This is a genomic window from Bathymodiolus heckerae thiotrophic gill symbiont (assembly GCF_900180345.1).
GTDB lineage: Bacteria > Pseudomonadota > Gammaproteobacteria > PS1 > Pseudothioglobaceae > Thiodubiliella.
The window spans coordinates 1-22,216 of record NZ_FXLV01000018.1 but is presented as its reverse complement, the minus strand read 5'-3'; the positions used below and the strand labels follow the sequence as shown (position 1 = coordinate 22,216).

30 protein-coding genes are annotated in these 22,216 nt (G+C 40.9%); 17 read left to right on the top strand and 13 right to left on the bottom strand.

Features of this window, described 5'->3' with window-relative positions:
- Nucleotides 1-199: 199 nt before the first annotated feature.
- Genes CRYPD_RS03525 through mrtJ form a run of 3 tightly spaced genes read left to right on the top strand, consistent with a single transcriptional unit; the run spans nt 200 to nt 777 of the window.
- Nucleotides 200-403: a hypothetical protein gene (locus CRYPD_RS03525; RefSeq protein ID WP_138146195.1), complete on the top strand. Its 204-nt coding sequence runs from the start codon at nt 200-202 to the stop codon at nt 401-403.
- The gene (locus CRYPD_RS08255; protein ID WP_212743994.1) at nt 393-545 is read left to right on the top strand and encodes a hypothetical protein; all 153 of its coding nucleotides are present in this window, start codon (nt 393-395) and stop codon (nt 543-545) included. Before CRYPD_RS03525 ends, CRYPD_RS08255 begins: the two co-directional genes overlap by 11 nt.
- On the top strand, nt 499-777 hold the full coding sequence (gene mrtJ / locus CRYPD_RS08440; protein WP_138146194.1) for a JDVT-CTERM system glutamic-type intramembrane protease MrtJ: 279 nt from the start codon (nt 499-501) through the stop codon (nt 775-777). The genes CRYPD_RS08255 and mrtJ overlap by 47 nt, the downstream gene beginning before the upstream one ends.
- On the opposite strand, the gene CRYPD_RS07915 is transcribed toward mrtJ, so the two are convergent.
- The 3 genes from CRYPD_RS07915 to grpE form a co-directional block, all read right to left on the bottom strand.
- Entirely contained in the window at nt 725-883 is a 159-nt protein-coding gene (locus CRYPD_RS07915) for a hypothetical protein (protein WP_171004303.1), read from the bottom strand. The two genes, mrtJ and CRYPD_RS07915, sit on opposite strands and share 53 nt — an antisense overlap.
- A gap of 209 nt (nt 884-1,092) precedes the next feature.
- A complete protein-coding gene (locus CRYPD_RS03515; protein WP_138146193.1) occupies nt 1,093-1,731 on the bottom strand; it encodes an adenylate kinase in 639 nt (212 codons plus the stop codon).
- Nucleotides 1,732-1,778: 47 nt separating this feature from the next.
- Nucleotides 1,779-2,369 carry a nucleotide exchange factor GrpE gene (gene grpE / locus CRYPD_RS03510; protein ID WP_138146192.1) on the bottom strand — a complete coding sequence of 197 codons (591 nt, stop codon included), beginning with the start codon at nt 2,367-2,369 and terminating at the stop codon, nt 1,779-1,781.
- A 63-nt stretch (nt 2,370-2,432) separates the two neighbouring features.
- On the opposite strand from grpE, the gene CRYPD_RS03505 reads away from it, so the two are divergent.
- Together CRYPD_RS03505 and recN are read left to right on the top strand one after the other, a co-directional pair.
- Nucleotides 2,433-3,251: an NAD(+)/NADH kinase gene (locus CRYPD_RS03505; RefSeq protein ID WP_138146191.1), complete on the top strand. Its 819-nt coding sequence runs from the start codon at nt 2,433-2,435 to the stop codon at nt 3,249-3,251.
- A 3-nt stretch (nt 3,252-3,254) separates the two neighbouring features.
- The gene (recN, locus tag CRYPD_RS03500) at nt 3,255-4,916 is read left to right on the top strand and encodes a DNA repair protein RecN (protein ID WP_138146190.1); all 1,662 of its coding nucleotides are present in this window, start codon (nt 3,255-3,257) and stop codon (nt 4,914-4,916) included.
- A gap of 3 nt (nt 4,917-4,919) precedes the next feature.
- On the opposite strand, the gene CRYPD_RS03495 is transcribed toward recN, so the two are convergent.
- Nucleotides 4,920-5,099 carry a hypothetical protein gene (locus CRYPD_RS03495; RefSeq protein WP_138146189.1) on the bottom strand — a complete coding sequence of 60 codons (180 nt, stop codon included), beginning with the start codon at nt 5,097-5,099 and terminating at the stop codon, nt 4,920-4,922.
- A 133-nt stretch (nt 5,100-5,232) separates the two neighbouring features.
- Between CRYPD_RS03495 and CRYPD_RS03490 the strand changes: the two genes are divergently transcribed.
- Genes CRYPD_RS03490 through CRYPD_RS03450 form a run of 9 tightly spaced genes read left to right on the top strand, consistent with a single transcriptional unit; the run spans nt 5,233 to nt 12,078 of the window.
- Complete coding sequence (locus tag CRYPD_RS03490) at nt 5,233-5,574, top strand: ATP synthase subunit I (protein ID WP_138146188.1); 342 nt, start codon at nt 5,233-5,235, stop codon at nt 5,572-5,574.
- Complete coding sequence (atpB, locus tag CRYPD_RS03485) at nt 5,574-6,449, top strand: F0F1 ATP synthase subunit A (RefSeq protein ID WP_138146187.1); 876 nt, start codon at nt 5,574-5,576, stop codon at nt 6,447-6,449. Before CRYPD_RS03490 ends, atpB begins: the two co-directional genes overlap by 1 nt.
- Nucleotides 6,450-6,485: 36 nt before the next feature.
- Nucleotides 6,486-6,725, top strand: coding sequence for a F0F1 ATP synthase subunit C (atpE, locus tag CRYPD_RS03480; protein ID WP_066045805.1), 240 nt, complete (start codon nt 6,486-6,488; stop codon nt 6,723-6,725).
- A 32-nt stretch (nt 6,726-6,757) separates the two neighbouring features.
- Nucleotides 6,758-7,228, top strand: a complete 471-nt coding sequence (locus CRYPD_RS03475; RefSeq protein ID WP_138146186.1) for a F0F1 ATP synthase subunit B — start codon at nt 6,758-6,760, stop codon at nt 7,226-7,228.
- Between the two features lie 9 nt (nt 7,229-7,237).
- Nucleotides 7,238-7,789, top strand: coding sequence for a F0F1 ATP synthase subunit delta (locus tag CRYPD_RS03470; RefSeq protein ID WP_138146185.1), 552 nt, complete (start codon nt 7,238-7,240; stop codon nt 7,787-7,789).
- 36 nt (nt 7,790-7,825) lie between these two features.
- Entirely contained in the window at nt 7,826-9,367 is a 1,542-nt protein-coding gene (gene atpA, locus CRYPD_RS03465) for a F0F1 ATP synthase subunit alpha (RefSeq protein ID WP_138146184.1), read from the top strand.
- A 13-nt stretch (nt 9,368-9,380) separates the two neighbouring features.
- On the top strand, nt 9,381-10,244 hold the full coding sequence (atpG, locus tag CRYPD_RS03460; RefSeq protein WP_138146183.1) for a F0F1 ATP synthase subunit gamma: 864 nt from the start codon (nt 9,381-9,383) through the stop codon (nt 10,242-10,244).
- A gap of 37 nt (nt 10,245-10,281) precedes the next feature.
- On the top strand, nt 10,282-11,661 hold the full coding sequence (atpD, locus tag CRYPD_RS03455) for a F0F1 ATP synthase subunit beta (protein ID WP_138146182.1): 1,380 nt from the start codon (nt 10,282-10,284) through the stop codon (nt 11,659-11,661).
- Nucleotides 11,662-12,078 carry a F0F1 ATP synthase subunit epsilon gene (locus tag CRYPD_RS03450; RefSeq protein WP_138146181.1) on the top strand — a complete coding sequence of 139 codons (417 nt, stop codon included), beginning with the start codon at nt 11,662-11,664 and terminating at the stop codon, nt 12,076-12,078.
- Nucleotides 12,079-12,090: 12 nt separating this feature from the next.
- On the opposite strand, the gene CRYPD_RS03445 is transcribed toward CRYPD_RS03450, so the two are convergent.
- Genes CRYPD_RS03445 through rpmH form a run of 9 tightly spaced genes read right to left on the bottom strand, consistent with a single transcriptional unit; the run spans nt 12,091 to nt 18,088 of the window.
- Nucleotides 12,091-12,390 (bottom strand): MGMT family protein, encoded by a 300-nt coding sequence (locus CRYPD_RS03445; RefSeq protein ID WP_138146180.1) that lies wholly within the window; start codon nt 12,388-12,390, stop codon nt 12,091-12,093.
- Nucleotides 12,387-12,908: a 3-deoxy-manno-octulosonate-8-phosphatase KdsC gene (kdsC, locus tag CRYPD_RS03440; protein ID WP_138146179.1), complete on the bottom strand. Its 522-nt coding sequence runs from the start codon at nt 12,906-12,908 to the stop codon at nt 12,387-12,389. The genes CRYPD_RS03445 and kdsC overlap by 4 nt, the downstream gene beginning before the upstream one ends.
- Nucleotides 12,877-13,395 carry a 1,6-anhydro-N-acetylmuramyl-L-alanine amidase AmpD gene (gene ampD / locus CRYPD_RS03435; protein WP_244610245.1) on the bottom strand — a complete coding sequence of 173 codons (519 nt, stop codon included), beginning with the start codon at nt 13,393-13,395 and terminating at the stop codon, nt 12,877-12,879. The genes kdsC and ampD overlap by 32 nt, the downstream gene beginning before the upstream one ends.
- Nucleotides 13,385-14,899 (bottom strand): pentapeptide repeat-containing protein, encoded by a 1,515-nt coding sequence (locus CRYPD_RS03430; protein ID WP_138146196.1) that lies wholly within the window; start codon nt 14,897-14,899, stop codon nt 13,385-13,387. Before CRYPD_RS03430 ends, ampD begins: the two co-directional genes overlap by 11 nt.
- A gap of 4 nt (nt 14,900-14,903) precedes the next feature.
- Nucleotides 14,904-15,746 carry a TauD/TfdA family dioxygenase gene (locus CRYPD_RS03425; RefSeq protein ID WP_138146177.1) on the bottom strand — a complete coding sequence of 281 codons (843 nt, stop codon included), beginning with the start codon at nt 15,744-15,746 and terminating at the stop codon, nt 14,904-14,906.
- A gap of 14 nt (nt 15,747-15,760) precedes the next feature.
- On the bottom strand, nt 15,761-17,374 hold the full coding sequence (gene yidC, locus CRYPD_RS03420) for a membrane protein insertase YidC (RefSeq protein WP_138146176.1): 1,614 nt from the start codon (nt 17,372-17,374) through the stop codon (nt 15,761-15,763).
- Nucleotides 17,375-17,386: 12 nt separating this feature from the next.
- The gene (gene yidD, locus CRYPD_RS03415) at nt 17,387-17,611 is read right to left on the bottom strand and encodes a membrane protein insertion efficiency factor YidD (RefSeq protein ID WP_138146175.1); all 225 of its coding nucleotides are present in this window, start codon (nt 17,609-17,611) and stop codon (nt 17,387-17,389) included.
- Nucleotides 17,583-17,948 carry a ribonuclease P protein component gene (gene rnpA, locus CRYPD_RS03410; RefSeq protein ID WP_138146174.1) on the bottom strand — a complete coding sequence of 122 codons (366 nt, stop codon included), beginning with the start codon at nt 17,946-17,948 and terminating at the stop codon, nt 17,583-17,585. Before rnpA ends, yidD begins: the two co-directional genes overlap by 29 nt.
- Nucleotides 17,948-18,088, bottom strand: a complete 141-nt coding sequence (rpmH, locus tag CRYPD_RS03405; RefSeq protein ID WP_138146173.1) for a 50S ribosomal protein L34 — start codon at nt 18,086-18,088, stop codon at nt 17,948-17,950. The genes rnpA and rpmH overlap by 1 nt, the downstream gene beginning before the upstream one ends.
- A 117-nt stretch (nt 18,089-18,205) precedes the next feature.
- Between rpmH and dprA the strand changes: the two genes are divergently transcribed.
- Genes dprA through topA form a run of 3 tightly spaced genes read left to right on the top strand, consistent with a single transcriptional unit; the run spans nt 18,206 to nt 22,126 of the window.
- Complete coding sequence (gene dprA / locus CRYPD_RS03400) at nt 18,206-19,294, top strand: DNA-processing protein DprA (RefSeq protein WP_138146172.1); 1,089 nt, start codon at nt 18,206-18,208, stop codon at nt 19,292-19,294.
- A gap of 7 nt (nt 19,295-19,301) precedes the next feature.
- Nucleotides 19,302-19,793, top strand: a complete 492-nt coding sequence (locus CRYPD_RS03395; RefSeq protein WP_138146171.1) for a Smg family protein — start codon at nt 19,302-19,304, stop codon at nt 19,791-19,793.
- Complete coding sequence (gene topA, locus CRYPD_RS03390) at nt 19,793-22,126, top strand: type I DNA topoisomerase (protein ID WP_138146170.1); 2,334 nt, start codon at nt 19,793-19,795, stop codon at nt 22,124-22,126. Before CRYPD_RS03395 ends, topA begins: the two co-directional genes overlap by 1 nt.
- Nucleotides 22,127-22,216 lie beyond the last annotated feature (90 nt).

The window sequence follows — 22,216 nt, the reverse complement described above, 5'->3', positions numbered from 1 at the left end:
CCAGCCTTAGCCCTGCTAGGACAAGGTTTAATAAAATCACCAATCTGGCAAAAATTGAATTTTGCTAATCATCCCTATTTATGCAAAGGTCTCTATTAAGCATTTTTATTTTGTTATTGGACTTGTTTTGTTTTCTTTTCAAGCGCTTGCTGCCTCTGTTAGCGCTGAACTTGTAAGAATTAATGCAACTACACTGGCTATGAGACTTGATCAAAGTGAGCGTTTGATACTTAAGGTCTTTGGAGGTGTTAGAATTTTTGACACCAAAACACTCAAATATTATGTTGGTGGTTTTAATTCTGAAGTTCGCCGTCATAGAGCAAACCATACCAATTTAGTATGGTTTGAAATGACGCTAAGTGCTTATGATTTACACAGAAGAAAACGCAAATTTGTCTGTTAAATTTTTAGCAGATAAACAATTTTTGGTCGCTATTTTGGCGGCTTTTGTTGTTTGGCTCTTGTTTTATTTATTTGGTGGTGGTTTGAGTGCTAAAAATGAATTTGATCCAAATTTATGCTATTTTTCTTTATCCTATCATTGAAGAGTTGGTATTTAGAGGTTTAATACAAGATTATTTACACACTAAATTTACAAATACTGTTGCTCAACTTTCGCTAGCTAACATCTTAACTACTATTTTGTTTGTGTTGTTACACTTGATTTATCATCCCATCTTATGGGCGTTGGCTGTTTTTGTCCCTTCATTAATCTTTGGTTATTTTAAAGATAGATTTGGTTGTGTTCTGCCTGCAATAATTTTGCATATATTCTGAGACCTTTGCATAAATATGAATAATCATCAAAAATCCACTTTTCACCCGCTTGGCAATTTTTTAAACCCAACCTTAGCCCTGCTAGGATAGGGTTTAAGAAAATCACCAATCTGGCAAAAATTGAATTTTGCTAATCATCCCTATTTATGCAAAGGTCTCATTCTATAATTTTGGCTTTTTTTGTTGGTATGGTTTAGCATAATTCAATTTTTAGATTTATTCTTTCTTTTCTTGGTTTTGTTTGCATCATTGTTAATCTCCATAAAAAAACCCAGCAAATACCGGGTTTTTAGTTGTCAAATAAACTAAAGAGGCTTAGCCAATCCTTTCTTGAATGGCATTAATAACCGATTTAGATGAAGTGGCATCAACGCTAAGCAATAAGCCTTCTTCTTTATAGAAGCCGACTAAAGGAGCGGTTTGGTCGTTATAGACATTTAAACGATTACTGATGGCCTCTTCGGTTTCATCATCGCGTTGAACTACTGGCTCGCCACATTTATCACAAACGCCTTCAACTTTTGGTGGATTAGATTTTACATTGTAGATTTCACCACAGCCTGTGCAAGTGCGGCGTGTGGTTAAACGGTCAAGAATAACATCTCTAGGTACATCAATTTCGACTGCTGCATCTAGTTTTTCGCCCATTTTTTCAAGTAAAGTTTTTAATGCCTCTGCTTGTGGAATGGTGCGTGGAAAGCCATCTAGTAAGTAGCCAGATTTACAATCATCTTCTTTAAGGCGCTCTTCCATAATACCCATAATTAAATCATCAGACACCAAATCGCCTGCTTTCATAGCAGCTTGTGCTTGTTTGCCCAGCTCCGTGCCAGCAGCAACGGCACCACGCAGAATATCGCCAGTAGAGATTTGAACTGAGCCGTCAATTTTGGTTAGTAATTTTGCGACAGTGCCTTTGCCAGCACCAGGTGCACCTAAAAGAATGAGTTTCATAATGTTTCCTTAGTAAAATAAAAAATGAGCAGAAATTATACCATAGGCTATTGCACTACGACCACCATCGCTGGACGCACTAGGCGACCGTTTAGAGTGAAGCCGATTTGCACGACTTCTAAAACAGAGTTAGATTCTTTGTCGGGTGCTGGCACCATGGTTACTGCTTCGTGGAATTCTGGGTTAAAGGTTTCATCTACTGGATTAAGCGCTTCAACGCCAAATTTTGCCAAGGTGGAGAGGAAAATCTTATCCGTTATTTCTAAGCCTTCGGTAATGCTCTTAATTGTAGCGCCTTTTTCATTGGCTGTTTTTAGCCCCATCGTTAGAGAGTCTTTGACCTCAAGTAGTGCCTTGACAAAGCCATCAAGTGCAAATTTATGCGCATTTTCTAAATCTCTGGCACTACGGCGTTTGAGGTTTTCCATTTCTGCCTGAGCGCGCAGGACTTTATCCCAATTGTCTTTGGCAGATTGTTGCGCTTCTGCTAATTGCGTTTCCAAGTCATCATCTGTTGATATTTTTGAGGCGTTTTTGATGGCAGCTTCAATATCAACAGCCTCGACTGGAGCCTCTGGTTGTTTCTCTTTTACGGAAGTTTCCGCTGGTTTCTGGTTTTCAGTTTTCTTTTTTGTCATTTTTAATGCTCAATTCGTGTATATTTCGCTTATTATATAAGGTCTATTTTTTAAAAATCAAATATGTTTAACACAATTGGCATAATTACCAAACCTAATGATTCTCACAGTGACGATAAGGCAGTAGAATTAAGCACTTTACTAAAAAAACGAGGCATGGGTGTTGTTTCTGGCGAAGAACAAATTGCTAAGCAGGCAGATTTAATTATTGTGGTAGGTGGCGATGGCTCTTTGTTAAACACGGCACGCACTTTTGTTGATTATCAAATTCCAATATTGGGCATTAATTTAGGCAGGCTTGGATTTTTAGCAGATGTGCCAGCTACCAATATGTTAGATGTTGTAACCGAGATATTAAATGGCAACTTCACCAAAGAAGAGCGCCATTTGTTGTCGTGCCAAATCGAACAAGATGGCAAGATATTGGGTCAATTTTTGGCACTGAACGATGTGGTTGTACATAGAACAGAAACTTTAAAGATGATTGAATTCGATTTATTAATTGACGGTAAATTTGTCAATAATCAGCGGGCTGATGGGGTCATCATCACCACGCCAACAGGCTCGACTGCTTACGCTCTATCAAGCGGCGGGCCAATCATACATCCGGGCATAGATGTCATTGGTTTGGTGTCAATTTGCCCGCATACAATGAGCCATCGGCCGCTCTTAGTGCCGGGAGAGAGTGAAGTGGTGGTGTGTATAAAGGAGTCTGATGAGGGCGCAAGTGTGAATTTTGACGGGCAAAGCACAGTGGCAATTTCAGCGGGGCAAGACATTCGCTTGCGTCAGTACAGCCGTGTTATTCAATTATTGCATCCAAAAAATTATGATTATTTTGAGATTATTCGCTCTAAGTTGCATTGGGGCGCCAAACTCTAAAATATGTTATCCCAATTATCGGTTAAAAATTTAGCAGTTGTTGAAGCGCTTGACTTGTCTTTTGACGCTGGTATGAGCGCAGTAACTGGAGAGACTGGTGCGGGTAAATCTATCCTATTACAAGCCCTAAACTTGACACTAGGTCGCCGTGGTGATTCGGCTCTTGTGCGTCATGGACAAGACAAGGCTGAAGTGATTGCTGTTTTTGATGTGGTCAATCAACAAAAAATACAAAACTACCTGCAAGAGCAATCATTGGACGAAGAGGGGGAATGCATCCTACGCCGCATTATTAGCAATGATGGGCGCTCAAAGGCATTTGTAAACGGCATTAATGTGCCACTTTCGGTGCTGCGAGGTGTGGGCGAATTGTTGATTGATATGCATGGTCAAAACGAACATCAATTGCTATTACGCACCGACCAACAACGCAATTTGCTCGATACTTATGCACAAAATTTCACAATCTACGACGAGCTTAATGCGATTGTGACTGAACATAATGCAATCAGTCAAAAGATTGACGAGCTCAGCAACAACCAAAACCTCAAGCAACAGCAACAAGAATTGCTACAACATCAACTACAGGAATTGGAAAATGCAGCGCTTGTCCAAGACGAGCTTGATACCATTGAAGGTGATTTTAAAACCAGTGCAAATGCTACCAATTTGATTGAGAAAATATCGCATATATTAAACCAACTTGAGCAAGAATCAGGTATTAATGCGCAATTGCTGGATTTAAGCAATACGCTTAATCAAGCGCTTGACATTGATGAAAAGCTGACACCAGTTGCACAATTGCTAACCAGCGCACAAGTGCAATCTCAGGAAAGCATCTATGAGCTTAATAACTATTTAAACAGCTTATCGTTCGACGAGCAAACCACTGCCGAACTAGAGGCCCGTTTAGGTGAATTGCATGATTTAGCACGCAAACACGCCTGTCAAATCACCGAACTAATCGCCGTTAAGGAAAAGCTTGGTGCAGCGCTGGATGCCGTTAGTGATGCAGGTATGTCGCTGGATAATTTACAGCAACAAAAAGACATTTTGGCGCAAAAATACTACGAGCAATCCAAGCGTTTGAGCAAGTCTCGAGTAGAAAAATCTACTTTATTGTCAAACTTAGTGACTGAGGCTATGCAGGTGCTAGGTATGCCAGGTAGTGAGTTTAAAATTGATTTGCCCAAGAAGGTGCAAGGAGTACATTACCATGGTGATGAAGGCGTTGATTTTCTGGTCCGAATCAATATGGGCAGTAATTTCAAAGCCTTGAAAAAAGTTGCATCAGGCGGCGAGCTGTCCCGTATTTCTTTGGCAATCTCAGTGGTAAGTAGTGACAGTGAATACATGCCAACCTTGATTTTTGATGAGGTTGATGTCGGCATCAGTGGTGCGGTTGCCGAAGTTGTTGGTAAAAAACTCAAACAACTTAGCGAACACTATCAAGTCATTTGCATTACTCATTTAGCCCAAGTTGCTGCCTTTGGGCATCAGCATTTGCGTGTGCAAAAATCACAAAGCCAAGACGGCACACAAACCATCGTCACGCAACTGTCTAGTGATGAGCGAGTAGATGAAATTGCCCGCATTTTAGGCGGCGCCACCATTACCAGCAAGGCACGAACTGCCGCTGCAGAAATGATTGGAATGAGTGTTTAACTATCAGGCAATACATTTATCGTTATTTTTTAATACTATGAGACTTTTGCATAAATAGGGATGATTAGCAAAATTCAATTTTTGCCAGATTGGTGATTTTCTTAAACCTTGTCCTAGCAGAGCTAAGGCTGGGTTTAAAAAATTGCCAAGCGGGTGAAAAGTGGATTTTTGATGATTATTCATATTTATGCAAAGGTCTCACTATATACCTATCTAAATTAAAGCCATAATTCCATAAAGTTGTCCTCACAATTACTGTATAATCCATATTTTTTTGTGGGTTTGTGGTATTAAAGTTTTGGCAACAAATAGCGATATGCCAAAAATTCAATTAATCATTATATTAGCGTCTATCACTTATTTTTCCACCCTAGGTTTAGATGTTTATGCGGGGGTTTCTGCATTTTACGGGGGTTTGGTTAGTTTGGTTAATACCTTTCTAGTTGATAGGCATATACGCAAACAAAAAAATGATGTAACCATTAGCGCCCAAGCGGGTGTTTGGATGATGGTCATTAGCATAGTGATGCGGATGGCGATGGTGGTGAGTTTAACTTTAATAGGTCGATTTGTTTTTGAGTTAAACGCAGATGCGCTAATTATTGGTTTAATTTTAGGATTAATTGGTTTTTTAACGGACAAGGCTTTACAGAAATAATGTCAGCAGGAAATGAACTTATCGCTTCAGGCGATTATATTAAACACCACCTACAAAACTTAACCTACGGTCAGTTTCCTGACGGTCATTGGGGCTTGGCGCATACGGCTGCAGAAGCAAAAGAAATGGGATTTATGGCGTTTCACCTAGATACTCTGGGGGTTTCATTTTTATTAGGCGCAGCGTTTTTATTTTTATTCTACCGTGTTGGCAAAAAAATGACGGTTGACACGCCCTCAGGTATTCAAAATTTTATTGAGAGTATTTTTGATTTTATTAATGAAAATGTTCGTGGCTCATTTAATGGTAAAAACCCATTGGTTGCGCCTTTGGCATTAACGGTGTTTGTTTGGATTGTGCTAATGAACACGATGGATTTGGTGCCTGTTGATTGGTTGCCGTTCGTGGCTCAGCAAGTTGGTGTACTCTTTGGTGCTGACCCGCACCATGTCTTCTTTAAAGTAGTGCCAACCACCGATCCAAATGCGACTTTCGGCTTGGCAATTGGGGTCTTCTTATTGATGTTATATTACAGTATCAAAATCAAAGGCTTTGGTGGATTTACTGCTGAATTAACCTTGCACCCTTTTTCATCTAAAAACCTTTTTCTAAAGGTTTTGTTAATTCCTGCTAACTTTTTCTTAGAATTTGTCTCTTTAATTGCAAAGCCAGTATCGCACTCTTTGCGTTTGTTTGGCAATATGTATGCGGGTGAAATGATTTTCATCTTAATCGCATTATTACCGTTTTGGATTCAGTGGACATTATCATTGCCTTGGGCAATCTTCCACATTTTAATTGTATTACTACAAGCCTTTATCTTTATGACTTTGGTGATTGTGTATATGGATATGGCCCACGATGAGGGACATTGATTTTTGTAAATAGGTTTTTTTAAATAGGAGTAAGAAATGACAGAAGTACAAGCAACATTATTTTTAGCAGGTTCAATCTTAATGGGTTTAGGCGCATTAGGTGCAGCAGTAGGTATCGGTATCTTAGGTGCCAGATTCTTAGAAGGTGCGGCGCGTCAGCCAGAGCTTATCCCAATGCTTAGAACACAAATGTTCATCGTTATGGGTTTGGTGGATGCGGTTCCGATGATTGCAGTAGGTATCTCAATGTATATCTTGTTTGCGGTAGCCGGATAACTATTGGTTTAAAAAAAAACAGGGTTTAAGTTATGAATATGAATTTCACAATGATTGGTCAGTTGATTATGTTTGCCATGTTTACATGGTTTTGCATGAAATTTATATGGCCACCAATTGTTGCCGCCATGGAAGAGCGTAAAAAACGCATCGAAAGCGGCTTGATTGCGGCAGAACGAGGACTATCAGAGCACAAAGAGGCACAGCAAAAAGCCCAAGAAATGCTTAATCAGTCTAAAGATCAGGCTTCTGAAATTATTGCCAATGCAGCCAAACAAGCATCAGGTATCGTTGAAGACGCTAAAGGCACCGCTTCTCAAGAGGCACAACGCATTAAAACACAAGCACACGCAGAAATTGAGCAAGAGTCTCAGCGAGTGCGTAACGAACTAAAAGACCAAGTGTCTAGTTTGGTCATGCAAGGTGTGCGTTCGGTTCTAGGCAAAGAGGTAGATGCGAAAGCACATCAAGGTATGTTAAAAAAATTATCAAAGACACTATAGGATTATCCAGTGGAACTAACAACAATCGCCAAACCTTATGCCAATGCAATTTTTGAAATTGCACAGAAAAACAAGTCTTATGCTGACTGGAAGGATGTTTTGGAAGTGGGGGCGTTGGTTGCCGATGATGCAACAATGTGTGCGTTTGTCTCTTCGCCCAGCGCAACCAAGTTTGACAAGGTGAGGACAATGACCGCAGTATTTGAGTCGGCGTTAGGCAGGATGTTAAACAGGCAAGAAGCATCGTTTGTTAATTTATTGCTAGAGAATGGTCGTATTAGGGTTTTGCCAGATATTTTAGACTCGTTTAAAGTGATGGCTAATCTTGGCAGTGATGCTAAAGCATTTCGTGTTATTAGTGCTTATAAGTTAAGTACAACAGAAGAAAAGCAAATCGTTAGTGATTTGTCAGATAAATACAACACAACAGTCAGCATTGATACCGAAGTGGATGAAAATCTAGTCGGTGGCGTGGTGATTAAAGAGGGCGATAAAGTGATTGACTTGTCAATTCAAGCTCGGGTAGATGAGCTCAGCTCATGCCTGTCAGTTGCCCATTAGATTTTAAAATTATAATATTATTAAAGAGGAAGAGTTATGCAATTAAACGCCAGCGAAATTAGTGATTTAATTAAAAAACAAATAGAAGGTTTTGATTTTGCAGCCGAGACCCGCACTGAGGGAACAGTCATCAGCGTGAGTGACGGCATTGTTCGTATTCATGGGCTGGCAGATGTTCAGTTTGGTGAAATGCTTGAATTCTCAGGTAATACATTTGGCATGGCGCTTAATTTAGAGCAAGATTCAGTGGGTGCGGTAGTATTGGGTGATTATCTACATATTTCCGAAGGCGATACGGTTAAGTGTACCGACCGCCTAATGGAAGTACCTGTTGGTAAGGCGATGTTGGGTCGTGTTGTGAATCCATTAGGCAGGCCGATTGATGGCAAGGGCGATATTGACAGCCAAATTTCAAGCCTGCTAGAGGTTGTTGCACCGGGTGTGATTGACCGTCAATCAGTTGACCAGCCAATTCAAACAGGTATTAAAGCGATTGATGCCATGGTACCAGTGGGTCGTGGACAACGAGAGTTGATTATTGGCGACAGACAAACAGGCAAAACAGCTGTTGCAGTCGATGCCATTATTAACCAAAAAAATACAGGCGTTAAATGTGTGTATGTTGCTATTGGTCAAAAAGACTCCTCAGTGGCAGCAGTTGTGCGTAAATTAGAAGAGCATGGCGCATTAGAAAATACAATAATTGTCTCGGCAGGTGCTTCTGATTCAGCAGCATTACAATATATTGCACCTTATGCAGGCTGTGCAATGGGCGAATATTTCCGTGACCGTGGCGAAGATGCGCTAATCGTTTATGATGATTTAACCAAGCAAGCATGGGCATATCGTGAAGTGTCTTTGCTGTTAAAACGCCCACCAGGTCGTGAAGCGTATCCAGGCGATGTATTCTACTTGCACTCTCGTTTGCTTGAGCGTGCGTCTCGTGTCAATGCAGATTATGTTGAAAAGTTCACCAATGGCGAAGTTAAAGGTCAAACAGGCTCATTAACTGCATTGCCAATTATTGAAACTCAAGGGGGCGATGTATCTGCATTTGTGCCAACCAATGTAATTTCTATTACCGATGGTCAAATTTTCTTAGAAACAGATTTGTTTAATGCTGGTATTCGTCCAGCGATTAACGCAGGCTTGTCTGTATCACGAGTGGGCGGTGCGGCGCAAACCAATATTATTAAAAAATTAGGTGGCGGCATTCGTCTTGATCTTGCCCAGTATCGTGAATTAGCGGCCTTTGCACAATTTGCATCGGACCTTGATGCAGAAACAAAGGCACAAATCGACCGTGGTCAGCGAGTAACAGAACTGATGAAGCAAAACCAATATTCACCGTTATCCGTGGCTGAAATGGCAACTTCATTGTTTGCTGCTAACTCAGGCTCGTTGGATGATATTGATGCCAACAAAGTGGTTGATTTTGAGGCAGCATTGCTTGCTTATATGGGTGCAAATCAAACAACGCTAATAGACAAAATCAACGAAACAGGCGATTATAACGACGACATTGCGGGCGAATTACAGGCAGCAATTGATGATTTTAAAACAAACCACATTTGGTAAAGCAGAGTAGATAATGGCAAGCGGAAAGGAAATTAGAACGCAAATTGCGAGTATTAAAAACACGCAAAAGATTACTTCAGCCATGGAAATGGTAGCGGCTTCTAAGATGAAAAAAGCACAAAACAGAATGCTGGCATCACGCCCTTATTCTGACAAAATTTCTAAGGTGATTGGACATTTGGCTTATGCACATTCTGAGTTTGAGCATCCGTATATGAAGGAAGTCGGCGATGTCAAACGCATTGGTATTATTGTGGTTTCCAGTGACAGGGGTTTATGTGGTGGACTTAACACCAACTTATTTAGAAGTTTGTTGAGAAAAGTAGTTGATTATCAAGCACAAGGCGTTGAAGTTGAGCTTTGCACAATTGGCAAAAAAGCCACTTCATTTTTCAAAAACACAGGCTTAGTTATTAAATCAGTATTAACAGATTTAGGTGATGCACCGCATTTTGATGACTTGTTAGGCACAATAAAAGTTATGCTAGATGCTTATGACACTGGCGAGATTCAGCAACTATCAGTCGCCTATAACAAGTTTGAAAACACAATGACGCAGACACCAACAGTAACACAATTGGTACCAATGGTTGCAGGCAAAGTAGAGGATATGAACCATTATTGGGACTATATTTACGAGCCAGACGCACAAGAAGCATTAGGTGCATTGTTAGTGCGTTATATTGAGGCATTGGTTTATCAAGGCTTGGTTGAAAATATCGCCTGTGAGCAGTCATCTCGTATGATTGCGATGAAAAGTGCAACTGACAATGCAGGCGATATGGTGAAAGATTTAGAGCTGGTTTACAACAAAGCAAGGCAGGCAGCAATTACTCAGGAAATTTCTGAGATTGTTAGTGGTGCTGCGGCGGTATAAATTTAATAGTACAAGTTTAAAAAAGAGGAAAAGCAAAATGAGCAACGGAAAAATTACACAAATTATCGGCGCAGTTATTGATGTTGAATTTTCAGAAGGCAACATTCCAAGTATTTATGATGCCTTAATGGTAACAGAAACAGGGCTAACCCTAGAAGTGCAACAACAATTAGGCGACAGTGTGGTGCGTACAATCGCGATGGGCAGTTCAGAAGGCTTGAAGAGAGGGTTGGAAGTTTCCAACACGGGCACAGCCATTAAGGTTCCAGTAGGTACCAAAACACTGGGTCGCATTATGAATGTCCTAGGCGATCCAATTGACAATGCAGGCGATATTAACCCAGAAGCAGAGTGGGAAATTCACCGCCCTGCCCCTGCGTATGACGAGTTAGCACCAACAGCAGAATTATTAGAAACAGGCATTAAAGTAATCGATCTAGTTTGCCCATTCGCCAAAGGCGGTAAGGTTGGCTTATTTGGCGGTGCTGGTGTTGGCAAGACCGTTAATATGATGGAGCTTATTCGTAATATTGCGATTGAGCACTCGGGTTATTCTGTATTTGCTGGCGTTGGCGAGCGAACTCGTGAAGGCAACGATTTTTACCACGAAATGAAAGAATCTAATGTATTGGACAAAGTGTCTTTGGTTTACGGTCAAATGAACGAGCCACCGGGAAACCGTTTGCGTGTTGCATTAACAGGCTTAACTATGGCAGAATACTTCCGTGATGAAGGCCGTGATGTGTTGTTATTTATTGACAATATTTATCGCTACACGCTTGCGGGCACAGAAGTATCAGCGCTACTCGGTCGTATGCCTTCAGCAGTAGGTTACCAACCAACGCTAGCCTCAGAAATGGGTGCACTGCAAGAACGCATTACTTCGACCAAGAAAGGCTCAATTACTTCAATTCAGGCAGTATATGTGCCAGCAGATGATTTAACAGACCCCTCGCCAGCCACAACCTTTGCGCATTTAGATGCAACTGTTGTTCTGTCTCGTCAAGTGGCAGAATTGGGTATTTACCCTGCGGTAGATCCACTGGATTCCACTTCTCGTCAATTAGATCCTTTAATTGTTGGCGAAGAGCACTACAATGTGGCTCGTGGTGTGCAAGGCGTGTTACAGCGTTACAAAGAGCTTAAAGACATTATTGCAATTTTAGGTATGGACGAATTGTCTGAAGAAGACAAGCAATCCGTTTCTCGTGCTCGTAAAATTCAGCGTTTCTTGTCTCAGCCGTTTTTTGTGGCAGAGGTGTTTACAGGTGCGGCAGGTAAATATGTTTCTTTAAAAGACACAATTTCTGGTTTTAAAGCAATTCTTGATGGTGATATGGACGACCTTCCAGAGCAAGCATTTTATATGATGGGCTCAATTGACGAAGTCCGTGCCAAAGCAACGGAGAACGCATAAATGTCAAGTATGCATGTCGATGTCGTCAGCGCAACTGAATCGCTCTATTCGGGTAAGGCAAAGTGCGTGTTTGCGCCCGCATCAACAGGCGAATTAGGCATTTATCCAAAGCATGTTGCCTTACTATCAGTGCTAAAGCCGGGCGAAGTTCGGATTGAAACCGAAAGCGGTATGGAGTCTATTTATGTCTCTGGCGGCATCGTTGAAGTGCAGCCTGATGTAGTTACTATTTTCTCTGATACTGCCATTCGTGCAGGTGATTTAGACGAATCTAAAGCCCTAGAGGCGCAACAGCGTGCACAAGAAGCAATGGAAAATGCCACTGAAAATCAAGACCTCTCAGCAACACAAGCCGCTCTTGCCGAGTCTATGGCACAATTGCAAATGATTCATAAAATACGCGGAAAGAAAGGCTAATTGCTTGTCTTACTAGAGACAAATACGCTGAAAATCTACAATTTTTCCGTCTTTCACTAAAACGCCTTCTTCTTGAAGGCGTTTTATTTTGAGAGAAATATCATAGGCAAAACCGCCTAAATTGCCGTTTGCTTTCACCACACGGTGGCAAGGGGTTTCAGGTGCAAAAGGGTTTTTATTCATAGCATTACCAACGGCACGGTATGCTTTAGGGTTGCCAATTAGTTTGGCAAGTCCGACATAGGTGATAACTTTGCCAGCAGGAACTTGGTCTTTAAGGGTTTGGTAGCATAATTGTTGAAATTGGGTCATTGTAAATAGGGCGCCATTGCCACATCAAACTTACCCTGCGCTTTGAGGATAAAATCACACACCTCACGCACTGCGCCATGTCCGCCCATCTTCTCGGTTGTGAGGTTTGCTTGTTGTTTAACAAGGTCGTGCGCATTTGCTGGTGCAATGGAAAAACCGACCTGATTCATCACTGGCAAATCAATTACATCATCGCCTACATACGCCACTTTATCAGCAGATAAATTAAGTTTTTGCAATAGGTCGTTAAACGCCACGACTTTGTTTGATTGCCCTTGATAAAAATGCACAATGCCTAAATTTTCCATTCGGTGTTTAACAGCGTTTGACTCTCTGGCAGTAATCACAGCAGGCTCTACACCATTATCTTTAAGCAGTTTAATACCATGTCCATCGAGTGAATTAAAGCGTTTGAACTCGGTGCCATCGTCGGTGAAATACAAACCACCATCGGTCAAAACGCCGTCAACATCAAAGATAATTAATTTAATTTTTTTTGCTAACGCTTCTATGCTCATCTATTTTGCTCCAATCAAATGCACGCCCTGGGTCGGTTTTTCGGTCTGGGGCAATGTCGTTGTGTCCAACAAGGTATTTTATGGGATATTGTTCGCACAAATCCGCTAAAATTTTGTTCAATTGTTGATATTGCATTTCGGTATAAGCAATGTCATCAGTGCCTTCCAGTTCAATGCCAATGGAAAAATCATTGCAATTGTCCCGCCCACGATAATGCGACACCCCAGCATGCCAAGCCTTATCAGCAAATTGCACAAATTGCACAACTGCCCCATTGCGTTTGATTAACAGATGACTTGATACTTTGAGATGCTCGATAGTGGCAAAATATGGATGAGCAGTGGGATTAAGTTGGTTTTGGAAAAAATCTTCGATATAACGGCCACCAAATTCGTTGGGTGGTAAAGATATATTGTGAATCACCACCATATCAATCTTGGTGGTGCGTTTGCTGAAATTGGGTGAGGGGGATTGTTTAAAAGACATAGTATCTAGCCTTTTTATAATCATTTAGCCATTCATTTGCTTTTTCTTGGCTGTATTTTCCAGTGGTGGCTTCTAATAAATCTAGTATTTCTGAGGCAGCCTGAATGCGTGAAATTGCATTAACAGCCGATACGCTATTAATTGCTTTTAATTCGGCAATAAGTTTTGATTTATCTGTATCGTTAAGTGCTTTGCATTGCTCTTTCAGGTTTTGACTTTCAGTTTCTTTATTAATTCCCCACTTTATTGTTTGTTTAAAATTTATCCATTGACTTGCTTCTGTATAAGCCCCTTGTAATTGTGTTTCCCACAAACCCGCCCATTGTAATTGTGCGTCCCTCAGATACGCCCCTTGTAATTGTGCACTCTGTAAATCCGCCCCTTGTAATTGTGTACCATTCAAATTCGCCCCTTGTAATTTTGCATAAGTCAAATTCGCCCCTTGTAATTGTGCAACTCCTAAATCCGCCCCTTGTAATTGTGCAGTTTCTAAACCCGCCCCTTGTAATTGTGTGCCCCACAAGTTCGCCCCTTGTAATTGTGTGCCCCACAAGTTAGCTCCTTGTAATTGTGCACTCTGTAAATCCGCCCCTTGTAATAGCACATAAGTCAAATTCGCCCCTTGTAATTGTGCATCCTGTAAATCTAGTGTCTCACCATAAGTGCGATGATGCAGATAGGTATGACTTAAATCTACACCCACTAAACTGATGCCTTTAGTGGGAAAGTTGTGATTAATAAGCAAGTTAAACCATTCTTCACTAGCGATAATATTCAATTGTCTAGTTAGTGGGCAACTGTCTATTTTGTCTGTTATGGTTTTAGAATCGTTATTTTCGAATTCTTTTATGGTTTTAGAATCGTCATTTTTTAATTGTTGTAAAATTTTTTGATGTTGGGTTGCCAAAATGGCACGAAAAATCTCGTAGGCACCCCGTCTAAAACTCTCGCCATATTCGCCTTTTAGGTAGGTACGCAAAGAATGCAGAGCAGAGATTTGTAGGGCGATTTTATTGTCGTTATCGTTATCGCTATTGCCATCAATATTGCCCGTTGCCCAGCGTTGTAGTTGTTGAAACTCTTTGAGGTTAGTGTCTTTTCTAGCGTTTTCTAGTTCTAATAATTTATTTTCATCACGAAATACCCAAATAACAAAAACAATAGGGGCTGTTATGATTAAGGTAGTTAAAGAAATGATATTTTTTGTGTCTTTGGTTATTTGCTTGAGCATTACCCATTCATAAGGGTTTTTATAAATTAACCAAAATAATGCAATTGACAATACAGAAAATAAAACAACGCCAGAGGCTCTTATTCTAGTAACAGGTGTTTTTTTAAATTTATTATATTCTTTTTGTAATTCCTGAATTTTTTTATTATGTTTTGTTGACCTTACAAACTTATAAGAAACCACATTAACAGTTGAGGTGCTGAATTTTTCTGCAAGCAATCGTAAGCGAGATTGAATCATGCTATTTAATTTAGTAAATGGTTTTCTAATCATTTTTCTAAACCCTAACAAAATACCGCCCCCTTAAAAGCAATCGTGGATTGTCTTTATCATCAACAAAGCCACTGCGTTTGTGAATGATATTGTTACATATAATACCTTGATTTTTTGCCATTAAATGCTGGAAATGATAAGCGCTGCCTTTGGCTAAAATGTCATCCAATAAAGCCACTGCTGCGATTACTTCATCGGCAAATTGCACATATTTTTTGCGTTGTGTGTAGCGTAAATAGAGTTGGTTGTGGTCTGACATAAAAATTGCGCCGACTGATTTTGGGCGTAAGATTTTGCCGTTTTCGCTGTGTGCGGGGATGGTCATTGCATCGGTTCGGGTGAGCAGGTCGGCGGCTTCTGGGTTTTGTTGGCGGAGGAGGATGTAGAGCATATCGTTGTCTATCCAGTGGTTTTCTCCGCCGTTGTTGGCAGGGTTGACGCAAAATAAACTAAAACTGCGAATGCGTTGTTCAAGGGAGTTGTAATAGCCATCGGTGTGCCAGCCGATGGGTTTGGTGGTGTAAGGGATGAATTCGCCTTGTTGTTGGTTGTTGGTGGGGGTGATGTGTGCCAGTGTGTCATTGTTGACAAATAGGTGGTGGTCGGGTGCATTTAACCCCAGTTGTTGGTTTAATTGTATGGTTGAATGACTGTAGTCTGTTTGGGTTGGGGTCTGAATGAGGGCAAAATTACTGCGTTGGCACAGGCGTTGAATTTGGTCTTTTTCTGCTGTTGTGAGGGCGAGCGGATTCTGTATATCGACAATACAGTTATCAAGTTTGGTCGGTGCATTGGCAAGTTTTTCATCTCGCCAATATTGGTAGTCATTTAGGTTATTTAGGAACACAAGACCATGACAAACTAGCCGTTGATGCGCTTGTTAATTGTATATTGTTGTGCAATAGATAGAACATTATTAAACACCCAATAAAGCACCAATCCAGAAGGAAACCATAGGAACATAACGGTAAATACAAGTGGCAATGCCATCATAATTTTTGCCTGCATCGGGTCAGGCGGTGGCGGGTTGAGTTTTTGCTGTACAAACATTGAGATGCCCATAATGACTGGCAAGATGTAGTAAGGATCCATCGCCGACAAGTCGGACATCCACCAAAACGCCGTTTGGCGTAATTCAACCGTGTCCAACAACATCCAATAAAAGGCAATGAACACGGGGATTTGCACCATAATCGGCAAGCAACCAGAGGCAGGGTTGATTTTTTCTTTTTTATACAGTTCCATGGTTTTTTGACCCATTTTCTGTTTGTCATCACCGTAGGTTTCTTTGAGCTTGGCAAGTCTTGGAGATAGCTTTCTCATGCCTGCCATTGAGCGGTATGATTTTTCGCTCAGTGGATAAAACGCCAACTTAATCAACAAGGTAATAATGATGATTGACCAGCCCCAACTGCCAACAAAATCGTTAATTTTGTGAATGCCCCAAGACAAAGGATCTGCCAAAATATCTAACCAGCCGTAATCCAGTGTGTAGTTTAGCCCTTGCGCTACATTTTCAATCTTATCATGCTCCTTGGGGCCGATATACAGCTGATTAGCCTCAAGCGTTATGCTGCTTTTGGCTGCCACGCTGGTTTGTTGGTTGGCATTGGTTAATTTATAAATGTTATTGCTGCTACTGGCAGAAAAGTCTTGCGATTGTTGCTGATTTGGAACCCATGCTGCCATGAAATATTGTTGTACCATTGCCATCCAGCCACCCTGTGATTGCTGTTTGCCGAACTCGTCCCAATCTTCAAAATCATTTTTTTTCACACTGTGGGTTGCTTTGTCGTACACAATACCGCCTGTAAAGGTGGGCATCATTAAATTAGACTGGTCAATAGCGTGGCGACTTAGACGCACATAAGACTTGACGGGGATGGCTTGATTAGAATTATTATTGATTTGATAATCCACCTCAACCACATAACTGCCCCGTTTAAAATGGAAATTCTTAACTACTTTGGTGCCATCTTTGCTCTGCCAAGTAAGCGGTACAACTAACTCATCTGCAGACAATTGGTAATTTGTATTGGCTGAATTAAAGTCGGACAAATGTGTTGGTAACAAGCCGTTGCGTGATGCTAGTCCGCTCTGTGCTTGGAACAATGCGCTTGATTTATCACTTAATAATTGGAATTTTTCATCACTGCCTATTTCTGTGGGATAGGCATTTAAAAATGCATTTTGAATGGTGCCACCTTTGTGACTGATTTCAACCGTCAGCAAATCAGTGGTTACCGTGGTAAACCCGTATTTCTGAACAATACTTGGTGTTGGCAAGTCGATTTCTGTGCTCGGCGTGCTTAACATTGGCACATCGGTATTTTGTGCTGGTGTGTCTAAAGTGACGCTAGATTTACGCACCACATTACCACTTTCGTCAACTGTTTGGGTGATTTGCCACTTGTCCCAAAGCAAGAAAACCGTTAGAAAAATAGCTATACTTAGAAATAATTTTTGATTGTTCATAAAGTTAATTGATTAATGTGAATGTTTTTTTGGCACTGGGTCAAAACCGCCTTCATGCCAAGGATGGCATTTGCTAATGCGTTTAATGCTCAGATGCAGTCCTTTAAAAAAACCGTATTCTGTTACAGCATCATAAGAATATTGCGAGCAAGTCGGGTCAAAGCGACAATTAGAGCCTAGTAGTGGGCTAATAAACAACTGGTAAAATTTAATGGGGAACAGTAATAGATATTTCATTTTTTGAGACCTTTTTAAATAAACTCAGCAACTCTGCAGATAAAACAGCATTTTTAGCTGGCTTTGAGCGTCTTGCCATTACCACAAATCCCCAATTATCCAAACAAAGCCGTTCTAATCTAAATGTTTCTCTAGCAATACGCTTAAATCGATTTCTATCAACTGCCAAACGATGAACTTTTTTTGAAATGGCTAATCCTAAACGAGGTTTTGGCGATTTGATGGGTTTTGCAATAATTTGCCAATGCTTTCCTTTTGCCAATTTTCCGCCTTTAAAAATAGCGCTATATTCGTTGGCTTTAAGGATTTTGATATCATGCGTCAGCTTGAAAGACATTAGGCGGCTAAGCGCTTGCGTCCTTTCCTTCTGCGGGCATTGATAACTGCACGACCTGCTTTAGTGCTCATTCTTGATCTAAAGCCATGGGTGCGCTTGCGCTTAATAACACTGGGCTGAAAGGTTCTTTTTTGCTTCATAATTAAATAGGGTCAAATAAAATTTTGCCATTTTACCCTAATATCCGCCTAACTGCTATATCGTTAGCCTTAATAATGTTACAATAAAATAATAACTCTTGTGTATAAGGCATAAAAATGGATTTGGTTTATTGGTTGATGTTGTTAAAAGCACCTCGTGTTGGCGCACGAACCTTTTACAAAATACTCAAAGTCTTTGAAACACCTGAAGAGGTGTTTTTAGCGTCTAAATCCGCACGCAAAGAAAGTGGTTTGTTTTATCAAGAAACACTGGATTTTTTAGAGAAAAACGACACTTCTCTGGTGCAAGCAGACCTTGATTGGGTCAAAACCGATGGTTGCCATATTCTCACCTTGATTGACGATGCTTATCCTCAACAGCTCAAAACCCTTGCCGATCCGCCACCACTACTTTATGTTAGAGGCGATGTGGCTTGTTTGTCAAAACCACAACTGGCAATTGTTGGTAGCCGTAATCCAAGCGCTGGGGGCAAACAAAATGCCCGTGATTTTGCCCAATCTTTATCACAATTAGGCATCATTATTACTTCCGGCATGGCAAGTGGGATTGATGCCAGCGCACATATTGGCGCTCTAGAGGCAAATGCACAAACCATTGCTGTTTGTGGCACGGGGCTAGACAGAATTTACCCAGCAAAACACAAATCCTTGGCGCATCAAATTTCTAATAAAGGTGCGTTAATTTCTGAATTTTGTATTGGCACTGCGCCAGCTGCCAACAATTTTCCAAGACGCAATCGCATCATCAGTGGGCTAAGTTTGGGTACTTTGGTGATTGAGGCCAGCATTAAAAGTGGCACCATGATTACTGCCAAACTGGCAGCCGAACAGTGCAAAGAAGTGTTTGCCATTCCCAGCTCAATCCACAATCCCTTATCACAAGGCTGCCACCAGCTTATTAAGCAAGGTGCTAAGTTAACAGAAAGCGTTGAAGACATTCTGGACGAATTACAACTTGACTTACTTGCCTCAATACAAAAAAATAACTCAGCTATTTCTACAAAAGAGATAGACAACACCCCCTCTGTGCTATTAAAATACCTAAGTTATGATGCAATGAGTATTGACGAGATGGTTGAAAAAAGTAACTTAAGTCCCCAAATAATTACGCAAGAGTTGCTTTTATTAGAGCTTGAACACAGAGTGGTAAAGGTCAACGGCTTTGGCTATGTATTAACTAAATGAGGTTTTTATGACAAATAATAATATTCTTGATGTGTTAACTTACATGTTTGATTATCTGTTTGAGGTGGCAGAACAAGACCCATCTCACGAAATTGATGATATCACCCTAAAAGCACACCTTTCAGATGCTGGATTTGAAGGCGCACGCATTGATAAAGCACTCAGTTGGCTGGAAAATATTGCCAGCTTGCAAGACGACGATGTCCAGTTATGCGATAAGCCCAGCAATGGTATGCGTATTTATAATGACGAAGAAAAATTAAAACTTGATGCAAAATCTCGTGGCTTTCTATTGTTTATGGAAAACATGGGGCAAATAGATGCCAACCAACGCGAAATGATTGTTGACCAAGTGATGTCGTTGAATGATTCTACTATGTCTTTGGATGACCTAAAATGGGTGGTAATGATGGTGCTTGGCAATAGTAATGACGAAGAAATATCACCGCAATGGCTAGAATCAATTATGTTTCTTGATGACAACCGAACGGTGCAATAATGGCTAAGAATTTAGTTATTGTTGAGTCCCCCGCCAAAGCCAAAACCATTGAAAAATTTTTAGGCAAAGACTACATTGTTAAGTCAAGCATTGGTCATATTCGTGATATGCCAAAAAAGAACATGGGCGTCGATATTGAAAACAACTTTGAGCCCATATACGAAGTAACAGCAGATAAAAAGAAAGTAGTCGCTGAATTACGCAAGGCAGTAAAAGTCGCCGAAACAGTCTATCTAGCAACGGACGAGGACCGCGAGGGAGAAGCGATTGCTTGGCATTTGCTAGAAGCATTAAAGCTACCTAGAGACACACCGAGAATTGTTTTTCATGAAATTACCAAAGGTGCGATCACTAAGGCAATCGTCTCACCACGAACAGTAGATTATCATTTGGTAGATGCCCAGCAAGCCAGACGCATTATTGACCGTTTGGTAGGCTTTGAAATCTCGCCAGTTTTGTGGCGCAAAATCTCAGGTGCCCGTTCAGCAGGTAGAGTGCAATCGCCAGTAATGCGTTTAGTAGTAGAAAGAGAAAGAGAAATCACCGAGCATATTGCCAAAAGTACCTATAAAGTTAAAGCCGAATTAGTCAATGAAGCAGGCGAACTCATTGAAGTGAAACTGAGTACAGATTTTGCCAGCAAGGACGAGGCGTTGGCGTTTTCCATAGCACTTTTAGAGAGTAAATTAAGCGTTTCTTCCATTGAGAAAAAACCCTCAAAACGCTCACCTAAACCCCCTTTTATTACTTCCACGCTACAACAAGAAGCCTCACAAAAATTAGGCTTTTCAGTTAAGCAAACCATGACTTTGGCGCAAAACCTGTATCGTGAAGGCTCTATCACCTATATGCGAACCGACTCATTCACCTTATCAGAAACAGCAATTGAAGCTGCTGGCAAGGTCATTATAGAGAAGTTTGGCAGTGAATATCATGATGTAAGACGGTTTAAAACCAAAGATGCAGGCGCACAAGAGGCACATGAGGCAATTCGCCCAACCGACCTTACCAAGCCAGAGATTTTTGGCATAGAAAGTCAAGCAGCCAAACTTTATGCGCTTATTTATAAACGCACACTCGCCTCACAAATGAGCGACGCTAGACTACAAAAAACACAAATCAAAATCAACATTTCTAACCGCTCTGAAAATTTTATTGCAAACGGCGAGATATTGGTATTCCCAGGATTTTTAAGAGTTTACGACTACTTATCTGCGGAAGATAAATTATTGCCAAACTTAAAGCAAGGCGACACTTTAAACTTAGTCAACTTTGCCGCCAGAGAAAGTTTTTCAAGAGCCAAGCCCCGCTACACCGAAGCTTCTTTAGTAAAAAAAATCGAAGAAATGGGTATCGGCAGGCCTTCGACTTTTGCCACCATGGTATCAACCGTACAAGACAGAAATTATGTTACCAAAGAGACCAGAGAAGGCGTAGAACGGGAATACCAACTGATTGAAATTAAAGACAATCAAGTCATTCAATCACAGCCCAGCGAAGTTACAGGCGCTGAAAAAAACAAACTATTCCCCACCAATGTTGCCTACTTACTCACCGATTTTTTAGTCAAATATTTTGACAACATCATCGATTACAAATTTACTGCCAAACTTGAAAGCGATTTTGACACCATTGCCACGCAAAATGTCCCGTGGCAAGGTGTGGTTAAGAATTTTTACACCCCTTTTCACCAAAAAATTGAAGACGCTGCTGATATTTCCAGAGAAGAAACCCACGGCATGCGCGAACTCGGCACCGATCCAAAAACAGGCAAGCCCGTTAGCGTGCGCTTTGGCAGATACGGCGCTTTTGCCCAAATCGGCCACAAAGACGACGAAGACAAGCCCGTTTTTGCCTCACTCAGAGGTTCATTAGACATCGAAAGCATTGTCCTTGACGAGGCATTAGACTTATTCAATATGCCCCGTACCGTTGGTGAAACCGATGATTTCGGTATCATCAAAGCCAACTACGGCCGCTTCGGTCCCTACATCCAATATGGCAAAAAATATGTCTCACTCAAAGAAACCCTCCCTGAAGAAGTTACCCTCAATGAAGCCCTAATACTGATTGCCGCCAAAGAAAAATTCGATGCCGAACGCATCATAAAAACCTTCGACGACAGCGAAATTCAAGTTCTCAACGGCCGCTTTGGCCCTTACATCTGGAACGGCAAAAAGAAAGGCAAAGGTCAAAAAAACATCACCATCAAAAAAGTCTTCGGCGATAAAGCCCCCACCGACCTAACCCTTGAAGAATGCAAAAAAGCCGTTGCTGGCAAACTTAAACCCAAAGCCAAGCCTAAAAAAAGGAAAAAACCCGCTAAAAAATAGTTTGATTATTTCAAACCACAAAAATAGCACGCATCAAGAATAATCATTTAAAATGATTTTATGAAAAAAATAGCCATCAATCCTAGTCGT

Excerpts from the sequence above, each read along its gene's own strand:
- CRYPD_RS03525 (WP_138146195.1), top strand. The coding sequence starts at position 200 with ATGAGACTTGATCAAAGTGAGCGTTTGATACTTAAGGTCTTTGGAGGT.
- recN (WP_138146190.1), top strand. The coding sequence starts at position 3,255 with ATGTTATCCCAATTATCGGTTAAAAATTTAGCAGTTGTTGAAGCGCTT.
- CRYPD_RS03450 (WP_138146181.1), top strand. The coding sequence starts at position 11,662 with ATGTCAAGTATGCATGTCGATGTCGTCAGCGCAACTGAATCGCTCTAT.
- dprA (WP_138146172.1), top strand. The coding sequence starts at position 18,206 with ATGGATTTGGTTTATTGGTTGATGTTGTTAAAAGCACCTCGTGTTGGC.
- ampD (WP_244610245.1), bottom strand. The coding sequence starts at position 13,395 with ATGTCTTTTAAACAATCCCCCTCACCCAATTTCAGCAAACGCACCACC.
- atpE (WP_066045805.1), top strand. The coding sequence starts at position 6,486 with ATGACAGAAGTACAAGCAACATTATTTTTAGCAGGTTCAATCTTAATG.
- grpE (WP_138146192.1), bottom strand. The coding sequence starts at position 2,369 with ATGACAAAAAAGAAAACTGAAAACCAGAAACCAGCGGAAACTTCCGTA.
- atpG (WP_138146183.1), top strand. The coding sequence starts at position 9,381 with ATGGCAAGCGGAAAGGAAATTAGAACGCAAATTGCGAGTATTAAAAAC.
- CRYPD_RS03395 (WP_138146171.1), top strand. The coding sequence starts at position 19,302 with ATGACAAATAATAATATTCTTGATGTGTTAACTTACATGTTTGATTAT.
- CRYPD_RS03445 (WP_138146180.1), bottom strand. The coding sequence starts at position 12,390 with ATGACCCAATTTCAACAATTATGCTACCAAACCCTTAAAGACCAAGTT.
- CRYPD_RS03475 (WP_138146186.1), top strand. The coding sequence starts at position 6,758 with ATGAATATGAATTTCACAATGATTGGTCAGTTGATTATGTTTGCCATG.
- atpD (WP_138146182.1), top strand. The coding sequence starts at position 10,282 with ATGAGCAACGGAAAAATTACACAAATTATCGGCGCAGTTATTGATGTT.
- atpA (WP_138146184.1), top strand. The coding sequence starts at position 7,826 with ATGCAATTAAACGCCAGCGAAATTAGTGATTTAATTAAAAAACAAATA.
- yidC (WP_138146176.1), bottom strand. The coding sequence starts at position 17,374 with ATGAACAATCAAAAATTATTTCTAAGTATAGCTATTTTTCTAACGGTT.
- CRYPD_RS03515 (WP_138146193.1), bottom strand. The coding sequence starts at position 1,731 with ATGAAACTCATTCTTTTAGGTGCACCTGGTGCTGGCAAAGGCACTGTC.
- rpmH (WP_138146173.1), bottom strand. The coding sequence starts at position 18,088 with ATGAAGCAAAAAAGAACCTTTCAGCCCAGTGTTATTAAGCGCAAGCGC.
- kdsC (WP_138146179.1), bottom strand. The coding sequence starts at position 12,908 with ATGAGCATAGAAGCGTTAGCAAAAAAAATTAAATTAATTATCTTTGAT.
- atpB (WP_138146187.1), top strand. The coding sequence starts at position 5,574 with ATGTCAGCAGGAAATGAACTTATCGCTTCAGGCGATTATATTAAACAC.
- CRYPD_RS03490 (WP_138146188.1), top strand. The coding sequence starts at position 5,233 with ATGCCAAAAATTCAATTAATCATTATATTAGCGTCTATCACTTATTTT.
- rnpA (WP_138146174.1), bottom strand. The coding sequence starts at position 17,948 with ATGTCTTTCAAGCTGACGCATGATATCAAAATCCTTAAAGCCAACGAA.
- topA (WP_138146170.1), top strand. The coding sequence starts at position 19,793 with ATGGCTAAGAATTTAGTTATTGTTGAGTCCCCCGCCAAAGCCAAAACC.
- CRYPD_RS03430 (WP_138146196.1), bottom strand. The coding sequence starts at position 14,899 with ATGATTAGAAAACCATTTACTAAATTAAATAGCATGATTCAATCTCGC.
- CRYPD_RS03495 (WP_138146189.1), bottom strand. The coding sequence starts at position 5,099 with ATGAATAATCATCAAAAATCCACTTTTCACCCGCTTGGCAATTTTTTA.
- mrtJ (WP_138146194.1), top strand. The coding sequence starts at position 499 with ATGAATTTGATCCAAATTTATGCTATTTTTCTTTATCCTATCATTGAA.
- CRYPD_RS03505 (WP_138146191.1), top strand. The coding sequence starts at position 2,433 with ATGTTTAACACAATTGGCATAATTACCAAACCTAATGATTCTCACAGT.
- yidD (WP_138146175.1), bottom strand. The coding sequence starts at position 17,611 with ATGAAATATCTATTACTGTTCCCCATTAAATTTTACCAGTTGTTTATT.